This window comes from Paenibacillus sp. 22594 (assembly GCF_052044425.1).
GTDB lineage: Bacteria > Bacillota > Bacilli > Paenibacillales > Paenibacillaceae > Paenibacillus_AQ.
This window is the reverse complement of sequence record NZ_JBQENA010000004.1, coordinates 239,143-259,759: the sequence shown is the minus strand read 5'-3', so window position 1 is coordinate 259,759 and position 20,617 is coordinate 239,143. Positions and strand designations below refer to the sequence as shown.

Below are 20,617 nucleotides of genomic sequence, written 5' to 3'. Positions count from 1 at the left end.
GGAATAAAAAATGAAAAAAATTTACATTGTTTTACTTCTCGTTATCTTGTTTTTCCCTAGCGTCCCAAACTCTACTCAAGCAGCGGATTCAAAAAATAAAACAATATCCTTGCCTACTGAAGTTCTTACTGGATCCACGAATAGCCAACAGACTTACTATTTGGCCTTGCCTAGTGGAGTTTCTAGTTCTTCTATTAATACCTCATCGTTAAAATATAACGGCACCAATCAGAAAGTATCGCTCTCTATCGAGAATGGTAAAGTGAAGGTCACATTAAAAGGAGTAGAAGCGAAACAAAGGATTGATAATGTATTAGGTTATTATTCTTCCTGGAAGAAACCATTTAAAACGACACCAGGTAATTCTATTTGGAGATATTCTGACGGTATCCGCTGGCAAATTAATCAGTGGGATCAGTATTCAAACTCTCAAGAGCATAAGGATGAAAATGGCCAAGGTTCGGGGACACCTAGAAATGATCCCCCGGACATGACTATTGCAACCAAGTCAGATGTGTCAAGGGATGGCGTGAAATGGTACAACAAAAGTGTAGACCAAATTATAGATTCTGAGAATATCGTAGAATCTTCTGTTCAATTACATGTCCTTACAGACCCGGATGTACTCCCGCCTACTTATGTCAGTCATAATATCGTTAATGGCAATCAATTTATCATCTACTACAAAACCAGTGCATCATTAGGTAATTATGGCACTGAAAACCTTCCTGATAGTTGGAAGGGAGGATGGGCTACGGGCAGACGTTATGCCATATTTCTTGATTATTATTTCACCGCCTCCACAAACGTCACCTCCTACAAATACAGCGGCAATGTTTCTTTCGACTACAATCTCCCCACGGAACCGACCCTTACAGGGGACGTTACCCTCATTAAGCCCAATCCCAATCCAGCTAAAATCACGGATAAAGTACCCGTCCGGATCTCCGTGAAGGGTGAACTTCAAGCCTACTCGGATGTAGCGAATATCAAAGAATGGGTGTTTTATGCTAAAAAGAAAGACCAAAACGGGACACTGCAGACAAAAAAGGAAAACGCCAAATCCTTAACGGCAAGCAAAGATTTTGACTTTGAAATTTCTACGGCAGATTTTTCTGGAGAAGAATTTACGCAAAATTATGATTTGTCAGTAATCGTGCGTTTCAATAAAAAGGTTTATACCAAAGCAGGAGAGATCGATTCGCTAGAAGTTAAATTGAAATCTGCGGCAGGCGTATACAAGAAGACTCCGACAGTCACATTTCCACCACCGGCATCAACGCCGGCACCCAAAGGAAAGCCGCCTGTAGCCGTCATCAATGCTCCAAGTGAGGTGAAAGCAGGCGATGATGTCCTTATTGATGGTCGGTTATCTTATGATCCCGATGGAACGATCAAGGACTACTGGTGGGATACGCCAGGTGCAAAGGAAAACATAGGCAATGTATCTAAAGGCACCACCTGGTATAGCGAGGCTCAGGTCGGTAAGGAGTTCAACATTCTACTAACCGTAGTAGATAATGATCTGCAGTTTGGTAGTACGAGCACAAAGATTACAGTGATTAAGCCAGAACCTGAAGCCGGTTTAAGCGTAGGAGGGACCCTTAAGCAAAATCGTAAGGTGATACTGAAAAATAGCAGTACAAGTCCTACACGGTTTCCGTTGGTGCCTGAAAAAACGTATGTGACCCTAACGGCTCTTACTGGAGGAACGAATGCAGATATAAAGTACAGCGGAGCATTGGGGCATTTTGAAACGAAGGATTTACTATTCAAAAAACCTGGTACCTATAAAGCTGCTATTTATGTGGAGAATACTTTAGGTTATTCCTCAAGCACATCCATTACATTTACTATTGTTCCGGATGAAGCACCCGTAAACTATTTTTCCATGGTGAGTACAGCTTATCGTAGCCCTGAAAATGGGAATAAAGCGCTTGTTTCAATTGACGATATGTCCTACTCACCGGATAAAGATGTTATTGGTCGGCGGCTATGGGAGTATCGTTATGATTCCAATAATGATGGCAATTTCAACAACGAGCCGTGGGTAATATACAGCAATGAAAATAAGGACCGTCTAAACCTGGAAGTAAGTGAGGTTGGGAAATATGAGGTCCGGTTAACCGTTTTTGAGGAGTTTGGCCAACCGACGATAGAAGAATTTGTGACAGAGAGTGATCGTAGATCAACAAATTCGGATGGGCAAGCGCAATCAGAGCGAATTGTCGAAGTGAAGAACCGCGGGCCAGAAGTTGACTGGTCTTGGTAAGGGGTGAGCAAGATGGTGCGGATTAAAAGAATATTATTAAATATTATGCCATTTTTAATGCTGTTTAGCCTTCTTTCTGAGTTGAACGTTTTTACCGAAACAGCATATGCAACGAGTGATAATCCGAATATTATCAATTATAAAAAAATCACTATTCCTGCATCACAATCCACTTTTAACAGTCCTTATGGTGGAGCAACAACAGGGAGTACCAATACGTTAATCTTCTCCAATATACAATATGATAAAACAACAAGAAAAATCACTTATGATCTTAATCCAGATGCAAAACTTACAACAAATACGACATTGGACGCACCTATTGATTCAGATGATGCACGAGTAGAGGAATTACAATTTTGTGTAGGAGCATTAGGGGATGATGAATACCCGCTAAAATATCCTGATAATTTGGATTATTATGGTTGTGGTATATATGAAATGAGTCATCCTAGTTTGGCAACTAATATGTTAGATAATCACTACTTCCAGGGTCCACTCTCCGTCTCTGGTGGTAGTTTTGCCACATCTTTTAATTTGGCTGCAGATGCTCCATATGCTACAGGCTATAGTCTCGGTACTTCATATGGTGTTGTTCCCGGTAGAACTCCTATGGCTCTTTTTGTTAGACTAGCCTGGACAGCAGGAAAACAACCATTATGGAAGTTAGGTCCACAATATGGATTTAGTACCCCCATGATAGGCCGTATCATGAATTTTGTCATTCCATTAGAAGAAAATGGACCGCCGACGATTAGTTTGAATTCGCCTAACGATCAGGTATTGCAGAATGAACCAGGGCGGAACACGATGAATATCGAAGGTTATGTTCATGATCCGGACAATGATGATCTGATTGTGAGTGCAGAGATACCAAACGTATTCTACAAAAAAACGGTGGTCAAGCAGACGAAAAGTTATCAACCGTTCTCGATACCTATTGATGTAATTGCGGATTCTATTCCTCCTGGGGATTACACAATCAATGTAAAGGTCGCAGATCCATCTGATATGTCTGCTTCTACATCAATGACTGTAAAAGTCAGGATTAGGCTGAAGCGAAGTGCATTTGTCCTGGTAAACACACCTGTTGAGAACAGCGGGACAACCTACAAGGACTATGAAAGTGACCCTAAATATGCAGAACGTGTAAGATATGATCATGATCCGAACTATTTTGAAAATTCAATGGGAATGATCAATGATTCTGGATTATGGAGGACTCAATTGTACAATTCATTCCCATACACGGGGGAATATGTGGTGACGTATCAGGCTAAGGACAATCCCAAAGCGAATGCCGCATTTTCGGATTATCAGATGTGGAGCAGGGATGCAGCATCAACCATGAGTTTCAAGGTCCACCGGAAGCCAATTGCACTTTTTGCCGCGAAGCTTGTCGGCTCTACCGTGCAACTCGTTGACAGTTCATACGACTTGGATCATGTATCCAGAGCAGATAAAGGACTCATGCAATGGCAGTGGCAGTACAAAAAAAGCTATGAGGAAATGTGGACCGATGGCCAACCAACAGGCGCTATCTCTACCAAAGATAATTATGATATCCGGCTAAGGGTGCGGGATGTGGATGGAGATAATGGAGCTGGTGCATGGAGTGATTGGTGCCAACGCACCATTGGAACTGCTGCAGGGAATTTACCCCCAGTGGCCATGTTCACCGTTGACCCTAGCATTGTGTCATACCGTAAGGCCACGACGATTATAGATAAATCCTTCGATCCGGACAATGACCCACTGGATACATATAAATGGAGTGTGGTTAAGGATGGATGGAATATGGTGTGGTCGCATTATGGTGGAGCGAATACACCGCCTAATATCGCGGCATATGGGGTAGGGAGTTATCAAATTAGCTTACAGGTCCGTGACAACCGGGGGCTATGGTCCGAGACCTACAGCCAAAACGTACAGGTAGTGAATCATCCGCCGGTAGCTGCGTTTAACATGCCCAATGAAGTCTATAGGGACACGCTGATCACCCTGGATAATCAAACGCCAGATCCGGATGAAGATGGCGATGCACTCACGTACACATGGAATGCAAGGGTAAACAGCAGTCCGTATTACTGGTCTGGTAACAATCGGTACCAATCCCTGACCATTCGGGACCTCATTGCCCGTAATGGGATTTCTCCGAAGCAGGCAATCTCAGACGGCTGGGAAATGCGGCTAACGGCTTCGGATGGATCGCTTAGTTCAAACGCTACACAATTATTTATTGTAAAGAACCACGCGCCTGTAGCCGCTATAAACGGTTCTGCAACGGCCCATCAGTATGATACCCTGACCTACTCTTCAAATGATGTGGACGAAGATACATCCGATCAAGGCTCCTTAGCCTACTACTGGAAAGTAACAAACAGTGATGGGGCCATAAAGTCATACCGAACATCAAATGTGAATCTTACCTTTCCAGAGCCGGGAGTGTACACCCTGGAGCATTGGGCCATAGACCAAATCGGAGATAAATCCAATGTGGCCGTACTCCAAGTAAGTGTGACGAAGAATCTTGCACCATCTATGGTCCTGACTTCCCCTCCAGGAGCACCGAGTAATCCAACGATTATAGATGCCGAGCTTCAAGGAGATCCTTTGATTAAGTGGACCTACTCTGACCCGGAGAATGATGTTCAGGAAAAGTTCCACTTGGATTTTTTCTCGAAAGGAGACGATCTGCTGAGGTATTCTGTAGAAAACACGGATAGTACTGGGTCGCTGCGGCAATATCAAGTTCCAGATCAAACTTTCGAAAGATTTAAATATTTCTACCTGTATGGAAGTGTATTCTCTAAAGAGTCCTGGTCGGATCTTTCGAATGAGAAAGCATTCATCATCGACAACCCGCCGCATCCGGGCTTTACCCTGATCACAGATACCGGACGAGACGCAGCACAGGTACCAATCTACCGTACAGATGTACTCCAGATTAAAAGTACAGCTACAGATGCCGATTTACCGAAAGGTGATAGCATTAAGCATCAATATTTCCTGAAGCCATCAGGTGGGGCGGAGAGCTTGGCGGGTACGCAGAGCATGTTTACCAAGCAATTCAGTTCGAACGGTACTTTTACCCTGCGGCAGAGGATTACGGATTCATTGGGGCTGTACCGGGAACTGACTCAAACTCTTACGGTTGTGAACCGTATCCCTACAGCTGATATCACATACCCGGCCAGCACTAGCCAGGCTAGTCCAACGATCGTCAGTACGCTGACTCCAATCATCAAATGGGAGTATCATGACGAAGACGGAGATCTGCAGCAGCGTTATAAGGTAAGAATCATTAATCTGACTACCGGAGAAGTTACGGTGCAGTCCGGCGAACAAGCATCAAGCGACAAACAGTGGCCAATACCATCCAGCGCCTTGGTAGAGAATCAGAAGTATGCTGCCGAGGTAGAGGTCTATGACGGCTTCAACTGGAGCACCGTGTCCCCGCGGAAATATTTTATGGTCAATTTGCTTACAGTTAAGGGTGGGGTTCAGCATACGGCAGAGTGGAATGCCAACCGTCAAGCCTACAATTTGAATAAAGGCGGGAGTGCAGAGAGTCCGCGCGGGTATAGTGTGTATTGGGCAGGAGAACGTTTTGTGCTGCAAGCGAATGCAACCGGGCTGCCAGATACGATTGATGTAGTAATGTCTGGCGGGTATACGGCGCAGCTTAGTCCTACAGACAGCGGGAAAACGTTATGGAGCGGTGAATTGTACGATCCCAACTTTGAAAAACTGCCTGACGGTCCAGTTACATTTACTTTCACCGCAAAGAATGAGTACAACACCAAAATAGATGCGGTAACCGTTACCGTGCTGGGAGACTGGACAGAATATTTTCAGAGCCATAGGGTCAAATAGAAGATGCGGATAAGCAAATCTTAGCTTTGTGAATTTTGAACCTGAGCATTTTGAACCAGACTGTAGTTAGGTATTCTATGTAAGCAGCAGCGTGCGGAGAGCGGGCGTTCAGACAACCCCTTCCGCACGCTCATCTTGCAGCCTTATCAATCTTGCCGCAACGGAAGCCGGAACTGCGGACCCTGAAGAAGTGTGTACACCAGAATTGTGGACTGTCATTCTGTGTGTTCTGCGCATATAGTAGGACAGCTTGCCGCTGAAGATTTTGTGAGCGCACAGAGAGTCAGCGAAATCTTCGGGAGTCACGAAGCAGGAGGGCTTGGCTACCGGATGAACAGCAGACTCTTCGAACACTGAGGCGACAAAATGGGAGCAGAAATAAGCGTCTTCCCGATTGATTTTCACATTCAGGAGAACTCCAATCAAGCCTAACAAATGGTATTTGTAGCGGTCCTGATGCTCCATCATGCCCTTCACGTGGTTGTACATCTTTTCATATTCGTCTTTGCTCACTCTGAGCTGATAGATTGCGCAGTCCGCACTGTTATAAAAGGGATGGATAAAGTCCTCGCGGATCAGCCCTGCGACAAAGGGGTTGTAGGCTTTTTTTCGCCCGAAGCTATAGACCTCGCGCAGTTCACAGTCAAAAGCAATCGAAGCATGATTGAGCTCGGCTTTGGTAAACCATTTAATGAGCCCGCTAAAAGCAGTGCCCGTTCCGGTAAGCACAACGTAGATATTATGATTTGCTGTCATCTTCGCGATTCCTTTCTGCTGGAAATATGAATAATTTGGTATAACCGCTCACTTAAGTAATTCCATCTTACTGTATATTCCAGCATTGTAAAACAAACTTTAGTCTAATTCGGGTACTGGACCAAAGCCTAAGTTGTGAACTGGTCTTATGTATGTTGCAGAACGTTTAAGGGGATAGCTCCTTCGTTACATCTGAAATAAAACGTTTTCATTTATGATTCTATCATACTCTATTTTTGCTCTGGCAGCCTGTTCTTTTCAAAGTGCGGGCTGTTTTTTTACTGCTCTTGTGAGGGGGTTAGCTGTTGTGAAACACTGGAAAATTGATGCATAGATTAGACTGAAACCGCAAAATATAAGCTGTTCGAACATCGAGTTTACAAAAACAATTGGAAATGCTTCCACTTTAGTGATACAATAATAGTCAAAATGACATTCTTGAATTAGAGGAGGATTATTTTCATGACTGAACAGGCAAAAGAACAAGCAATCCACAAAAAAGAAAACTCCACAGTGGACAACCTGGCCATCACGACGATCCGTACGCTTGCTATCGATGCGATTGAAAAAGCGAATTCCGGACACCCGGGAATGCCGATGGGTTCAGCTCCAATGGGGTATCAGCTGTTTGCGAAGACTATGAATCATAATCCGGAGCACCCGACCTGGGTCAACCGTGACCGCTTTGTTTTGTCCGCAGGACACGGTTCTATGCTGCTGTACAGCCTGCTGCACCTTAGCGGCTATGATCTGCCGATGGAAGAATTGAAGCAATTCCGCCAATGGGGCAGCCTGACACCGGGACATCCGGAGTTCGGCCATACTGCAGGTGTTGATGCCACTACTGGTCCGCTGGGTCAGGGTATCGGGATGGCAGTAGGGATGGCGATGGCTGAGGCTCAATTGGGCGCTACCTACAATAAAGGCGAACACAATGTAATTGACCACTATACGTACGCAATCTGCGGCGACGGCGATTTAATGGAAGGAATCTCTTCCGAATCTGCTTCGCTTGCCGGCCATTTGAAGCTTGGCAAACTGATTGTCATGTACGATTCCAATGATATCTCTCTGGACGGCAAATTGAATCTGGCGTTCTCCGAAAATGTAGCCAAACGTTTTGAAGCTTATGGCTGGCAGGTTCTGCGTGTGGAAGACGGCAACGACCTTCCTGCGCTGGGCAAAGCTATTAGTGAAGCTCAAGCCGACAGCAGCAAGCCGACACTGATTGAAGTGAAGACGGTTATCGGCTATGGCAGCCCGAACAAACAAGGTAAAGGCGGCCACGGCGGTACTCACGGTTCCCCGCTGGGAGCAGACGAAGCCAAGCTGACGAAGGATTTCTACAAATGGGTATATGAAGAAAACTTCTATGTGCCTGATGAAGTCCGTGCCCGTTTTGCCGAAGTGAAGGAAAAAGGCATTGCAGCCAACAAAGCATGGGACGAGAAATTCGCGGCATACAAAAAAGCATACCCAGAGCTTGCAGCTCAGCTCGAAACGGCTCTGAAGGGTGAACTTCCTGAAGGCTGGGATGCGAATCTGCCATTCTACAAAGCTGAAGACAAAGCGGTGTCCACCCGTGTTGCCTCCGGTAATGCCCTGAACGGACTGACTGCGGGAGTTCCTCAACTGGTGGGCGGTTCTGCTGACCTGGAAAGCTCGACAATGACCCATCTGAACGGTCTCGAACAATTCACTCCGGATTCCTATGATGGCCGCAATATTTATTTCGGTGTACGCGAGTTCGGTATGGCTGCGGCGATGAACGGGATTGCCCTGCATAGTGGTCTCAAAGTATTCGGCGGTACGTTCTTCGTATTCACCGACTACCTGCGTCCGGCGGTTCGTCTGGCTTCGATTATGAAGCTTCCGGTAACTTATGTGCTTACGCATGACAGTATCGCTGTTGGTGAAGACGGTCCGACGCATGAACCTATCGAGCAGCTCGCTTCCCTGCGTATCATTCCGGGCCTTACGGTTATCCGTCCGGCTGACGGCAATGAAACCTCTGCCGCTTGGGCCTATGCAATGGAAAACACTTCAAATCCGGTAGCGCTGGTGCTGACCCGCCAAAACCTGCCGATCCTGCAAGGAACGGTAGACGGTGTGCGTGATAACATCAAACGCGGCGGATACGTGGTTTCCGATTCCAAGAACGGTACACCGCAGGCACAAATTATCGCAACAGGCTCCGAGGTTCAATTGGCTGTGAAAGCACAGGCTGCTCTTGCCGAAGAAGGCATCGATGTCCGTGTCATCAGTTTGCCGAGCTGGGATCTGTTCGAGAAGCAAGATAAAGCCTACCGTGATTCTGTTATCCTGCCTGAAGTCAAAGCGCGTCTGGCTATTGAAATGGCGCAATCCTTCGGCTGGGAACGTTACACCGGTGATCAGGGTGATATCCTGGGTATTACAACGTTTGGCGCTTCCGCACCTGGCGATACTGTAATCAGAGAATATGGCTTTACGGTTGAAAATGTAGTCAGCCGCGTGAAGGCCCTGCTATAATAGACGGATTAAGGACAAAGGGGAGAATAAGCAGATGAGTCAGTTCACCAACGCGACAATTCAAAAAGCAGCTAATATTTATTACGATGGAAAAGTTACCAGCCGTACAGTTACATTGCAGGACGGCACTAAGGTGACGCTCGGCATCATGCTGCCTGGAGTGTATGAATTCGGTACCGAAGGCCCTGAGACGATGGAAATTCTGTCCGGCGATCTAAAAGTACTGCTTCCCGGCTCAGACATTTGGAAAGAAATCAAGGGCACAGACACCTTCCACGTTCCCGGCAATTCCAAATTTTCGCTGGAAGTATTCGCATTAACTGATTATTGCTGTTCTTACCCGGTTTTGTAATTTAAGCCAAGGAATGAAGAGTGTCTCAACAGCTTCGGCTGCTGGGACACTTTTTTTGTTTCAGGCAGATAAATCTACTAATTATTAATATTGACGACATGAATACATTCTCATATACTTCCACTAGCTACGAGAGAGGCTAGAGTGCCTCAAGCAGATAGAATGGGAGATGGAAATGTGATAAAGTCAGGGTTTTGCAAGGAAATACATAAGGTTACGCTATTTTTATTAAGTTTTATATTACTAGGCTCTTTGTTCGTTACTACCGGACCAGCACAGGCATCGGCAAACCTTGTGAACCCCAATCAGGTATACTCCTATACGGTAATGCAAAGGGATATTGAGAGAGTAGTGAAGCAATACCCCGACCTCGTATCTTATGAATCACTGGGACAAACCGCATATGGGCGGCAATTGTTTGCAGTGAAGTTAGGGAGAGGGGAATCCGTACTGTTTCTTAACGGTTCTCATCATGCCAGAGAGTGGATGACAAGTTCATTGTTGATGAAAATGATCGATACTTATGCTGAGGCCTATAATAGTAATAGTAAAATCGGTGATTACAACGTACGCAGTTTACTGGATGAAGTCAGCATTTGGATCGTTCCGATGGTAAATCCGGATGGAGTTACGTTGTCTCAACAAGGTACAGCAGGGTTGCCGGTAAGTCTAGCCCAAACGCTGCGTCAGTATAACGGAAACAGCACAAATTTTACCCGCTGGAAAGCAAATATGCAGGGAATTGACCTTAATCGTCAATATCCGGCAAGTTGGAATACGATTAAGAATGCGGCTAAGTATCCTTCGTATCAGAATTATAAGGGGCAGAAGCCGGGGCAAGCACCTGAAGTTCAGATGATGATGGATTTTACTCATAAGATTGATCCAGAAGTCACCATTTCCTACCATAGCTCCGGTGAAATCATATTCTGGCATTTCAATACCTTGAACAGCAATCTGACCCGCGACAAAACGATGGCCCGGGCACTTGGCAACCTGACAGGCTACTCTCTGGTGACTCCGGAGAAGAACCCTTCGGGCGGCGGGTATAAGGATTGGTTCATTCAAGAGTATGGCCGTCCCGGGTTTACTATTGAGATTGCAAATTATGCCGGTGAGAGCAGTGTTCCGCTAAATCAGTTCAACAGAATCTGGTCTGAAAATAAAGAGGTTGGGCTGTATTCCGCAACGCAATCCTATTCATTATGGCTTACGAAGCAGACTATTCAGTATCTTCAGCAATCTATGAGTCTGGTAGGGGGAACAGAGCTATATTCTAAAATAGGAGCGCAGGCGGGCGGTGTCCAGCTGCAACCGCAAAAAATTCATGTGATTGCCCGGAAGGGAGACTGGTACCAGGTTCAGGCCAATGAAGGACAGGGATGGATCCATCCATCACCGGGAAAGCTGACGATCATCGAGGAGATCAAGGCAACTGCTGAATTAAAAGTAAGTTCACCCGCCTATAAATATCCGGATGCCTTCTCTCCTAAGGTGACTGTCCTCGCTCCGCAAACCGTTCAAGTATCGGGAAGATGGGGAACCTGGCTGCTGGCCTCCACCCCAAGCGGAACTTGGTGGATTGACGGGCGTAAGGCAGAGCTCAAGTGGCCAATAGAGGATACTGGGCAAAATACGGCTACGGAAGTGGAGACATCCGGGGGTATACAGTTAGAACCTGTAACTACTCCGTAATATCAATCAAATTCATTACTGCTTCTGGGTTCGTTCATATTGAATCAGTGTTTCTTCACTATGTTCGAGCGGAACTTCTGCGATCTGCACAAATCCCAGCTTTTCATAGAAATATTGGTTTCTGACCGCCCATGAAGGGGTATCCAGTGTCCATTTCTGCGCATTGGGGAAAGTGCTGAACAGGAAGTTGAATGCATCTTGCCCGTACCCCCGGTTTTGATATAAAGGGTCGATGAAAATACGGCCGAGATGACATTCCCGTTCATCCGGTGAAGCGAATACAAGCATTCCGCCGATGATAGAGTCATCTGCAAGCAGCTTGTAATATAGGCCTTTCCCCATCATCTCGCTTTGCCAGGAACTGGAGCTATATCCCGGTGGTCCGTCTTCAGCTTTGTTCTGAAACCGCTGGGCGTCGTGATCAAATGTGATTTTTTGGACTTTAGCTAACGCAGGAGCGTCTAATGGATCAGCTAACTGGATAAACAGCATATTGATTTCCTCCTTGGTATTTTAGCCATCAAAAGACGCAGCCTGAAATTCCAGCTGCGCCAAATTAAAACCGGGGTATGTGAGAAAAGAATGCTTATTCCTTGCTTGCGCCGTCGCCGATCTTCTGGCCAATCCATTCTTCATACGATTTTACCACTGCGGACAGGTCTTCGTCCCCGAAGCCGTGGTTGAACCCGGCCTGGAACATGCTTTTGGCTACGCCAAGCATAGGTGAGGGCACACCTGTAGAGTCACTGAGTGAGGAAGCCAGCTTGAGATCCTTCAGCATCAGCGCAAGGGAGAACTGGTTGCTGAAATCATTATCGATGATCTTCTGGCCCTTCAGCTCAGCTTGTTTGCTGCCGGCCGATCCGTTCTTCACCAGTTCCAGGAACTTGTCAGCGGGAACGCCGGATTTTACCGCGATGGAGAAGCCCTCGGCGAGCGCGACATTATGAATGCCGACCATAGCGTTATGTGCCAGCTTCGCAACTGCACCGCTGCCGTTGCCGCCCATATGCAGCAGCAGTCTGCCCATAGAGTCGAAGATATCCCGGTGCTCTTCAATGACATCAGCACTGCCGCCAACCATGAATACCAGTGTGCCTTCAATGGCGGCGGGTTTGCTGCCCGTTACTGGCGCATCCAGGAACTTTCCACCCCGTTCCTCCACGGCTGCGGCAATTTCACGGGCCAAATCAGGAGATATTGTACTGGAATCGACTACGGTTGCTCCCGGTTTGATCACGTCCAGGATACCGTTTGCGCCATAGAATACTTCACGGATAGAATCATCATTGCTAATCATGGTAATAATAACATCCTTGCCTTTGGCGGCTTCTTGAGATGTTGCAGCCACCTGGGCGCCTTCTGCCCTGAGAGGTTCGCTTTTGCTTGATGTCCGGTTGTACACTGTAACCCCAAATCCGCTGCGCAGCAGATTGGAAGCCATAGGTGCACCCATTGTTCCGAGTCCGATAAAGCCGATCTGTTTCATTCCGTTTCCACCTTCGCTCTTTGAAATGGCATGCTTTGTTATATTCTATCACGCCCCCAGGGCTTGTTCCACAAAACCGTGCTTTGCTCTAGCGGCAAACGCTTCCACAAAACTTTCAAAAACATGGTTCTAAAGCCCGGGATGTGCCTTAAGACCTTGCCAGTAAAGGCAAATTAAAGTATCCTATTATAAAGTTGTAACAAACGGTGTCAAATCTAAAGAGATATACAGGAGGTTACCAATACCGATGTCCAAGAAGATTAATTTTGACTACACCAAAGCCCTTTCCTTCTTTAGCCAGCATGAGATTGACTACTTTGCCGCCCCGGTGAAGCTGGCCCATGAGCAGCTTCATAACAAAAGTGGAGCAGGTTCCGACTACCTGGGCTGGATCGATCTGCCTACAGCTTATGACAAGGAAGAGTTCGCCCGTATCCAACAGGCTGCCAAGAAAATCCAAGGGGATTCCGATGTGCTTATCGTTATCGGTATCGGCGGTTCTTATCTGGGCGCGCGTGCAGCGATTGAAGCTCTCTCGCATTCCTTCTATAACAACCTTTCCAAAGACAAACGCAAAACACCGGAAGTTTATTTTGCAGGGAACAATATCAGCTCGACATATATCACACACCTGCTTGACCTTGTAGAAGGCAAAGACTTCTCCGTGAACGTCATCTCCAAATCCGGAACAACTACTGAGCCGGCAATCGCATTCCGCATTTTCCGCGCAGCGCTGGAGAAGAAATACGGCAAAGAAGAAGCACGCAAACGTATCTATGCCACTACTGACAAGGAGAAGGGCGCACTCAAGAAGCTTGCTAATGAAGAAGGCTATGAGTCGTTCATTATTCCTGACGATGTAGGCGGACGTTATTCTGTACTTACACCAGTAGGCCTGCTGCCAATCGCAGTAGCTGGAATCAATATTGAAGAAATGATGCAAGGGGCCGCAGCCGCTGCCGATGAGTTCAACAATCCTGACGTGGCTACCAACCAGAGCTATCAATATGCTGCAGTCCGCAATGCTTTGTACCGCAAGGGCAAAACAACGGAAATTCTCGTTAACTACGAACCTTCCCTGCACTTTGTATCCGAATGGTGGAAGCAGCTATACGGCGAAAGCGAAGGCAAGGATTTCAAGGGTATTTATCCATCCTCCGTTGATTTCTCCACGGATCTGCATTCCATGGGCCAATTCATTCAAGAGGGTAACCGTAATATTTTCGAAACAGTGATCCAGGTTGAACAGGTTCAGCATCATGTATCCATTGAGAATGATCCGGATGATCTGGACGGTCTGAACTTCTTGACTGGCAAGACTATGGACTTTGTCAACAAAAAAGCGTTCCAGGGTACGATGCTGGCACATACAGACGGACAAGTACCGAATCTGATCGTGACCATCCCGGATCAAACGCCTTATACCTTTGGGTACCTGGTGTACTTCTTTGAAAAAGCGTGCGGAATCAGCGGATACCTGCTGGGCGTTAACCCGTTCGACCAACCGGGCGTAGAAGCATACAAGAAGAATATGTTCGCACTGCTCGGCAAACCGGGCTACGAGAAAGAAAAAGCAGAGCTCGAAGCCAGACTTACCGAATAGTATTGCCGAACACCGAAGATCATTCATACAAGCAGTAAGCACCCGGGAGCAGTCCATAGGTAATCCAATACCATGGCCTGCTCCTAATATATATCAAGTTATTATATAGATGTTAGGAATGGAATAATGATGCTGGAACAATACCGGACGGTGCGCTCTCCCGGTTCCCGGGAAGTCGTAATCCGTAAGTCACGCTTTATCGGTCATGTTATGCCGGTAGAGAACGAAGAAGAAGCGGTACAATTTATCGAGAATATCAAGAAGCAGCATTGGAATGCCACACATAACTGCTCAGCTTATATGATTGGTGAGCGGGACGAGATCCAGAGACAGTCGGATGACGGGGAACCGAGTGGAACGGCCGGTAAACCGATTTTGGAAGTAATTCGCAGCCAAAACGTTAAAAATGTCGCAATTGTTGTCACCCGTTATTTTGGAGGCATTATGCTGGGTGCAGGCGGATTAATCCGGGCCTATACGGACGGCGCTGTGCTGGCACTCGAAGCTGGAGAAGTGATCACCCGTGTGCTGAGGCGGGAGGTATTTGTTGAAATCGACTATACCTGGCTGGGCAAGGTTGAGAACGAGCTTAGAGGAAGAGGCATTCAGACTGGTGAAACTTTATTTACGGATAAGGTTACGCTGTTGTGTCTTCCACGCAATGATGATGGCGACGCGTTTATGGCATGGATAACGGATCTTACCCAGGGGCAAGCGCTGGTTACAGAAGGGCGGCGGCTTTACTACAGCGAAGGGGAATAAGATATGGCAAGAAGAGCAGTCGAGCAGGAGTTGTCGAGGGAAAGAATCCTGGAAGCGGCGAGGCATTTATTTATTACCAAGGGATACCGGGCCATATCGATGCGCAGCATTGGCCAGCATTTGGGGTACAGCCATGGGTCGCTCTATTATCACTTCAAGGAAAAGGCTGAGTTGTTCTACGCCATCGTCGTCGAGGATTTCAATCATGTAGCCACATTGCTGAATCAAGTCATGCAGACTCCTCCTGAACCGGGAATGACCCGGGTGGAACAGCTGATTCTGGAATTTATCCGGTTTGGCTTGGATCATCCTTATCAGTATGAAATTATGTTCATGATCCGTGACGAAGAGCTGCTTGCTTATTGTCGTGCGGAACAGGGCCGATGTTTTGAGTTATTCGCAGGTATTGTACGTTCGCACATGAAGGAAGAGGGGTATGTGTCCGAAGACTGGCAGAGCATCCCGTTAACCTTGTTCTTGTCTGCACACGGATTTATTTCTTACTATATCCAGGATAAGGTATCCTTCGAAGATGTCAGGCAGGCTGCAATCATGCATGTCAAGGTATTAAGCCGCAGTTTGTAGGGCTTGTTTTTTTATCACTCATCAATTTAGCGCGTTGCATTGGTATTACTTTATTACTTTCAATGACGAAAGTGTGAAGGCAGCTCTCATAGGTATAGGTGTATAAAAGGCGGCTCCGCCGGAATAGGCGGAGCCGCTATTTTTGTTAGGCAGAGAAGTACTTTTGAAATTTGGCGGTTAAGGCTGTCTTAGCCCTCGATGATCTTAAAATGGCATTGCCGGCGTCTGGGCCCGTCGAACTCACAGAAATAAATGCCCTGCCAGCGTCCCAGCAGAAGTGCGCCTTCATGAATAATAATACTTTGTGAGGGGCCGGCGGTGATGGATTTCAGATGAGAAGCGGTATTACCTTCTCCATGGCGGTATTTGGGATGCTCCCAAGGAAAAACCTCGTCAAGCCTCATTAGCACATCATGTTTGACATCAGGGTCGGCATTCTCATTAATGGCTATTCCGGCTGTGGTATGCGGGCAGTAGACGACGATGATGCCATTCTGTACACCGCTCTTTTTGACATAGGAAATGACTTCGCGGGTGATGTCCCGCAGTTCATCCCGTTTGCTGGTACTGATCTCCATAGTGTGCAGCATAACGTTATCCCCTCTCTGTGTTGCCAATATACTATATTTTACCCCAAATCGGCATGAAAGTAATTGACGGGGCATGGGGCATTTGGTAAAGTAATGATAACTTTAAACCAAGTATATTAATAGGAATAATTATGGCTGTAAAGGCGAGTATACCGACCGGTAAGCCGGAGGTGGGGGGACTTATTCTTGAATACGCTGCTTAGACACAAGGGATGGACCTGGGGATTCCGCACGACGATACTTCTTTATTTTGTTGTACTTATTGTTCTGCCGATACTCGGTGTCTATTACAACTCATTCTCTCTGGGCTTCGGAAACTTTGCCGAGAGCGTCAGCGACCCGATTGCCTGGAAGTCGGTACTGTTGACATTGAAACTGGCCGTTATTGCTACAGTTATTAATGTTCTGCTCGGCACGATGATTGCCTGGGTGCTGATCCGCTATCAATTTCCCGGCAAGGCACTGCTGAACAGTCTTGTGGATTTGCCATTTGCGCTGCCTACGGCGGTTGGGGGGCTAATGATTCTGCTGCTGCTGGGTCCGGGCAGTCTGATCGGCGGAATGGCTGAAGCATTGGGATTTGAGATTGTATTTCACCAGCCGGCTATTGTGATTGCCATGGTCTTTGTAACTTTTCCATTTGTGATCCGTGCGGTACAGCCGCTGCTGGAGGAATTGGATGCCTCTGAAGAAGAAGCGGCTTATACGATGGGAGCTACACGCAGCCGGGTATTCTGGCAGGTTATTCTTCCTTCCATGTCCCCCGGGATGATTAGTGGCGGCATGCTTGCATTCTCCCGGGCACTTGCCGAATTTGGAGCCGTCGTGCTCGTAGCGGGCAATATTCCGGGACGGACGCTAGTGTCCTCCGTGTTTATTTTCGGTGAAGTTGAAAGTGACAATCCGGTCGGTGCCGCAGCGGTGTCCATCATCCTGTTAACCTTGTCCTTTCTCATTCTCTGGCTGATCAATATGCTGCAGATGCGGGGGAGAAGAGCATGAGGAGACTATGGATCGGACTGACTTATCTTGTGTTTTTCCTGCTGATTGCTGCACCTCTCGGGAAAATGGCGATCGGTGCCTTCAGTGAAGGCTTCGGCGGCTTCTGGGATGCCCTGACCCGGCCGGAGGCGCTGCACGCGCTGATGATGACAGGATTCGTCGTTGTGGTGGTCACGCTGCTCAATACGCTGTTTGGCATTATGATGGCCTTGTATTTGGTAAGGGCGAACTGGCTGGGCAGACGGGTCAGAGGGCTTTTGAACAGCATCGTAGATTTGCCTTATGCCGTATCGCCGGTTATTGGCGGACTGATGATTGTGCTCCTGCTCGGGCCGGATAGTGCGCTGGGTGCTGTATTTGAGCAAATCGGGATGAAGATTGTGTATGCTTTTCCGGGAATGGTCATTGCAACACTCTTCGTGACCTTTCCCCTGATGGTACGTGAGGTCATGCCTGTGCTTCAGGAGATCGGGTCACAGCAGGAGGAGGCAGCTTCAACGCTTGGTGCGTATGGCTGGACTACTTTTTGGAAGGTAACCTGGCCCTCCATCCGCTGGGCTGTGATCTACGGTGTGATTCTGACGGTTGCGCGTTCACTGGGTGAATTCGGAGCAGTGCTGGTGGTTTCGGGGAATATCATGAACAAAACCCAGACTGCCACTACCCTGGTCTATCAGGACGTTGAGAACTTCAATGTAACGGCTGCGGGCGGTATAGCGCTGGTGCTGGCCGCATTCTCCGCGGGTCTGCTGCTGCTTATGGAATGGAGCAAAAGAAGAAAGGAAGTGCATTAATATGCATGTGGAAGTCCGGGGACTCGATAAGCACTTTGGAGATTTTCATGCGGTGAAGGATGTTAACTTCGGAATTACCAAAGGCCATCTTATTGGCCTGCTCGGTCCAAGCGGCGGCGGGAAAACCTCGATACTGCGCATGCTGGCGGGCCTTGAGACACCGGACAGCGGCGAGATCATTTTTCACGGCAAGACCGTAAATAATCTTCCGCCCCAGGAACGTGAGATTGGCTTTGTGTTCCAGAACTATGCGCTGTTCAAGCACATGACTGTGCATGAGAATATTGCTTTTGGACTTAAGGTGAAAAAGGTGAACAAAAACACGATCCAGCACCGGGTGGCCGAGCTGGTGGAGCTTACGGGACTGAAGGGCTTTGAGAAACGCTATCCGCATCAGCTTTCGGGCGGGCAGCGCCAGCGGGTCGCTTTTGCCCGGGCGCTTGCACCTGAGCCGCAGCTGCTGCTGCTGGATGAGCCGTTCGCCGCGATTGATGCCAAGATCCGGCAGGAGCTGCGTTCATGGCTTCGCGAGCTGATTGAGCGCGTTGGTATCACCTCCATTTTCGTGACCCATGACCAGGATGAAGCCATTGAAGTGGCGGATGAGATTATGATTATTAATCAGGGACGGTTGGAGCAGAAGGGTACACCTTGGGATATCTATAAAGAGCCGAAAACGCCGTTTGTGGCAACCTTTATCGGGGAATCCACACTGATCGGGAGCGCATCCGAGCTGAAGGGCTTCAAGAATGCAGGTGGCGGCAAGCCTACCAAGGCGCTGATTCGTCCGGAATACATCGAAGTAGGCCACATCAATGAATTCAAAATGGCTTCGGCCACGGAGCAGGGCATCGTGAAGCATCTGCATTTCCGCGGCAGTGAATGGCTGATTGAGGTGGAAGTGAACGGACACAAGCTGGTGACCTACCGCTCTCTGGAGAAAGAAACCCTTACGCCGGGTCAGGAAATCGCTGTGCTTGTCCACCGTGCCTACTTGTTCAATGACGAGCGGAGCTGGATTCAAGAGAATGGACTGAAAGAAGATCCAATGCCTGTATTTATTTAATAAAGTACTGGAGTAAGCTTCGAAGTCAAATCTCCATATTGTGGGGGGTATCTTGTCAAAGGATGTGTCGCCGGGATGAGGCTTATCAAAAGGAGCAGACAACTGCACGGATGGCTAGCAGCCTTAATGCTGGCAATGCTTGCGCTGGCCGTGGCCGGTTGCGGGAATGGTAAGGAAAGTACGGCGGCTGACAGCCCGCAGCAAGGGGATCTTACGCTAGTGATTGGAGCCTATAGTGTTGCGAAGGATGCCATGGGTGAGATTCTGCCCCTGTTCGCAGCAGAGTGGAAGGCCAAAACGGGGCAGACACTCACCTTTCAGCAGTCTTATGAGGCTTCGGGAACCCAGGCAAGGGCCATTGTTGGCGGATTTGAAGCGGATGTGACGCTGCTGGCGATGGAAGGCGATGTGGAGAAGTTAGTAAAGGCTGGACTTGTTGAACCTGGCTGGAAGGACCGTGGGGTGAACGGAATGGTGACCCGCTCTGTGGTTGCATTGGGTACCCGGGAGGGCAACCCGAAGGGCATTCATGATTTTGCGGATCTGGCGAAGCCAGGGGTGAAGGTGCTCTATCCCAATCCGAAGACCTCCGGCGGAGCACAGTGGGATATCAACGCCATCTACGGGGCGGGCCTGAAGCTGTCTGAGGAGCAGGAGGGGGCAAAGGATCCAGCTGCCGCCAAAGCATTTTTGGAGAGTATACACGCGAACGTAGAGTCTCTGGACAAAAGCGGACGGGCTTCCATGGCGGCTTTTGAATACGGGGTGGGCGATGTGATCGTCACTTACGAGAATGAGCTGCTGGCCCGGATTGCACAAGGTGTGAAATATGAGGTGGTTATTCCCAAGAATACAATCCTGATTGAAAATCCGGCTGCGGTCGTGGATAAGTATGCCGAAGAACATGGCACCAGCGAAGCTGCGGACGCATTGGTGGATTATCTGACTACACCAGAGGCGCAGGAGGTCTTTGCCAAATACGGGTTCCGGCCCGTTGACAAGCAGGTCTATGCAGAGAATGAGAGCCGTTATCCGGTTCCTGCGGGTCTGTTCGACATTTCGTATCTCGGCGGCTGGAATAAGGTGCGCACTACACTGTATTCGAAGCGGGGCATCTGGTATCAGGTGCTGGCTGGAATCTAGATTGGGCATTCGGATGAAAAAAGAGAGGTCTCATCGGCAGGGCTAACCTGCGGATGAGGCCCCTCTTTTTTATGTTCGGCCAGGGTTAGTCCGATGGATCGGAGCCACTTCTTACTACAGG

General features: G+C 48.0%; 16 protein-coding genes. 12 read left to right on the top strand and 4 right to left on the bottom strand.

From position 1 onward, the window contains the following. Nucleotides 1–10 precede the first annotated feature (10 nt). Together ACTJKB_RS15200 and ACTJKB_RS15195 are read left to right on the top strand one after the other, a co-directional pair. Complete coding sequence (locus ACTJKB_RS15200) at nt 11–2,272, top strand: hypothetical protein (RefSeq protein ID WP_440835053.1); 2,262 nt, start codon at nt 11–13, stop codon at nt 2,270–2,272. 759 nt (nt 2,273–3,031) lie between these two features. Next, nucleotides 3,032–6,148, top strand: a complete 3,117-nt coding sequence (locus ACTJKB_RS15195; RefSeq protein WP_440835052.1) for a hypothetical protein — start codon at nt 3,032–3,034, stop codon at nt 6,146–6,148. A gap of 108 nt (nt 6,149–6,256) precedes the next feature. Here ACTJKB_RS15195 and ACTJKB_RS15190 read toward each other — a convergent pair whose 3' ends face one another. Next, nucleotides 6,257–6,904 carry a hypothetical protein gene (locus tag ACTJKB_RS15190; RefSeq protein ID WP_440835050.1) on the bottom strand — a complete coding sequence of 216 codons (648 nt, stop codon included), beginning with the start codon at nt 6,902–6,904 and terminating at the stop codon, nt 6,257–6,259. Between the two features lie 462 nt (nt 6,905–7,366). Between ACTJKB_RS15190 and tkt the strand changes: the two genes are divergently transcribed. The 3 genes from tkt (at nt 7,367) to ACTJKB_RS15175 (ending at nt 11,462) form a co-directional block, all read left to right on the top strand. Further along, entirely contained in the window at nt 7,367–9,415 is a 2,049-nt protein-coding gene (tkt, locus tag ACTJKB_RS15185) for a transketolase (protein ID WP_440835049.1), read from the top strand. Nucleotides 9,416–9,449: 34 nt separating this feature from the next. After that, nucleotides 9,450–9,767, top strand: coding sequence for a pyrimidine/purine nucleoside phosphorylase (locus ACTJKB_RS15180; RefSeq protein ID WP_440835048.1), 318 nt, complete (start codon nt 9,450–9,452; stop codon nt 9,765–9,767). 252 nt (nt 9,768–10,019) lie between these two features. Then, nucleotides 10,020–11,462, top strand: coding sequence for a M14 family zinc carboxypeptidase (locus ACTJKB_RS15175; protein ID WP_440835047.1), 1,443 nt, complete (start codon nt 10,020–10,022; stop codon nt 11,460–11,462). Nucleotides 11,463–11,477: 15 nt separating this feature from the next. Here the strand turns inward: ACTJKB_RS15175 and ACTJKB_RS15170 are convergent, their stop codons facing one another. Both ACTJKB_RS15170 and ACTJKB_RS15165 read right to left on the bottom strand, forming a co-directional pair. Continuing rightward, nucleotides 11,478–11,954: a GNAT family N-acetyltransferase gene (locus ACTJKB_RS15170; RefSeq protein ID WP_440835046.1), complete on the bottom strand. Its 477-nt coding sequence runs from the start codon at nt 11,952–11,954 to the stop codon at nt 11,478–11,480. Nucleotides 11,955–12,048: 94 nt separating this feature from the next. Next, on the bottom strand, nt 12,049–12,951 hold the full coding sequence (locus tag ACTJKB_RS15165) for an NAD(P)-dependent oxidoreductase (RefSeq protein ID WP_440835045.1): 903 nt from the start codon (nt 12,949–12,951) through the stop codon (nt 12,049–12,051). Between the two features lie 247 nt (nt 12,952–13,198). On the opposite strand from ACTJKB_RS15165, the gene ACTJKB_RS15160 reads away from it, so the two are divergent. From ACTJKB_RS15160 to ACTJKB_RS15150, 3 genes are all read left to right on the top strand, one after another. Then, the gene (locus tag ACTJKB_RS15160; protein ID WP_074084892.1) at nt 13,199–14,554 is read left to right on the top strand and encodes a glucose-6-phosphate isomerase; all 1,356 of its coding nucleotides are present in this window, start codon (nt 13,199–13,201) and stop codon (nt 14,552–14,554) included. Nucleotides 14,555–14,683: 129 nt separating this feature from the next. Continuing rightward, nucleotides 14,684–15,316, top strand: coding sequence for a YigZ family protein (locus ACTJKB_RS15155; RefSeq protein ID WP_074084944.1), 633 nt, complete (start codon nt 14,684–14,686; stop codon nt 15,314–15,316). Nucleotides 15,317–15,319: 3 nt separating this feature from the next. After that, nucleotides 15,320–15,901, top strand: coding sequence for a TetR/AcrR family transcriptional regulator (locus ACTJKB_RS15150; RefSeq protein WP_062523860.1), 582 nt, complete (start codon nt 15,320–15,322; stop codon nt 15,899–15,901). Nucleotides 15,902–16,089: 188 nt separating this feature from the next. Here ACTJKB_RS15150 and ACTJKB_RS15145 read toward each other — a convergent pair whose 3' ends face one another. Next, a complete protein-coding gene (locus ACTJKB_RS15145; protein WP_440835043.1) occupies nt 16,090–16,491 on the bottom strand; it encodes a secondary thiamine-phosphate synthase enzyme YjbQ in 402 nt (133 codons plus the stop codon). Nucleotides 16,492–16,677: 186 nt separating this feature from the next. Here ACTJKB_RS15145 and cysT point away from each other — a divergent pair, with 186 nt between their 5' ends. From cysT to ACTJKB_RS15125, 4 genes are all read left to right on the top strand, one after another. Beyond that, complete coding sequence (cysT, locus tag ACTJKB_RS15140) at nt 16,678–17,493, top strand: sulfate ABC transporter permease subunit CysT (protein WP_440835041.1); 816 nt, start codon at nt 16,678–16,680, stop codon at nt 17,491–17,493. Next, the gene (locus tag ACTJKB_RS15135) at nt 17,490–18,287 is read left to right on the top strand and encodes a sulfate ABC transporter permease subunit (protein ID WP_074112423.1); all 798 of its coding nucleotides are present in this window, start codon (nt 17,490–17,492) and stop codon (nt 18,285–18,287) included. Before cysT ends, ACTJKB_RS15135 begins: the two co-directional genes overlap by 4 nt. A gap of 1 nt (nt 18,288) precedes the next feature. Beyond that, nucleotides 18,289–19,353 (top strand): sulfate/molybdate ABC transporter ATP-binding protein, encoded by a 1,065-nt coding sequence (locus tag ACTJKB_RS15130; protein ID WP_440835039.1) that lies wholly within the window; start codon nt 18,289–18,291, stop codon nt 19,351–19,353. 75 nt (nt 19,354–19,428) lie between these two features. Next, the gene (locus tag ACTJKB_RS15125; RefSeq protein WP_440835038.1) at nt 19,429–20,496 is read left to right on the top strand and encodes a sulfate ABC transporter substrate-binding protein; all 1,068 of its coding nucleotides are present in this window, start codon (nt 19,429–19,431) and stop codon (nt 20,494–20,496) included. Nucleotides 20,497–20,617: the final 121 nt, after the last annotated feature.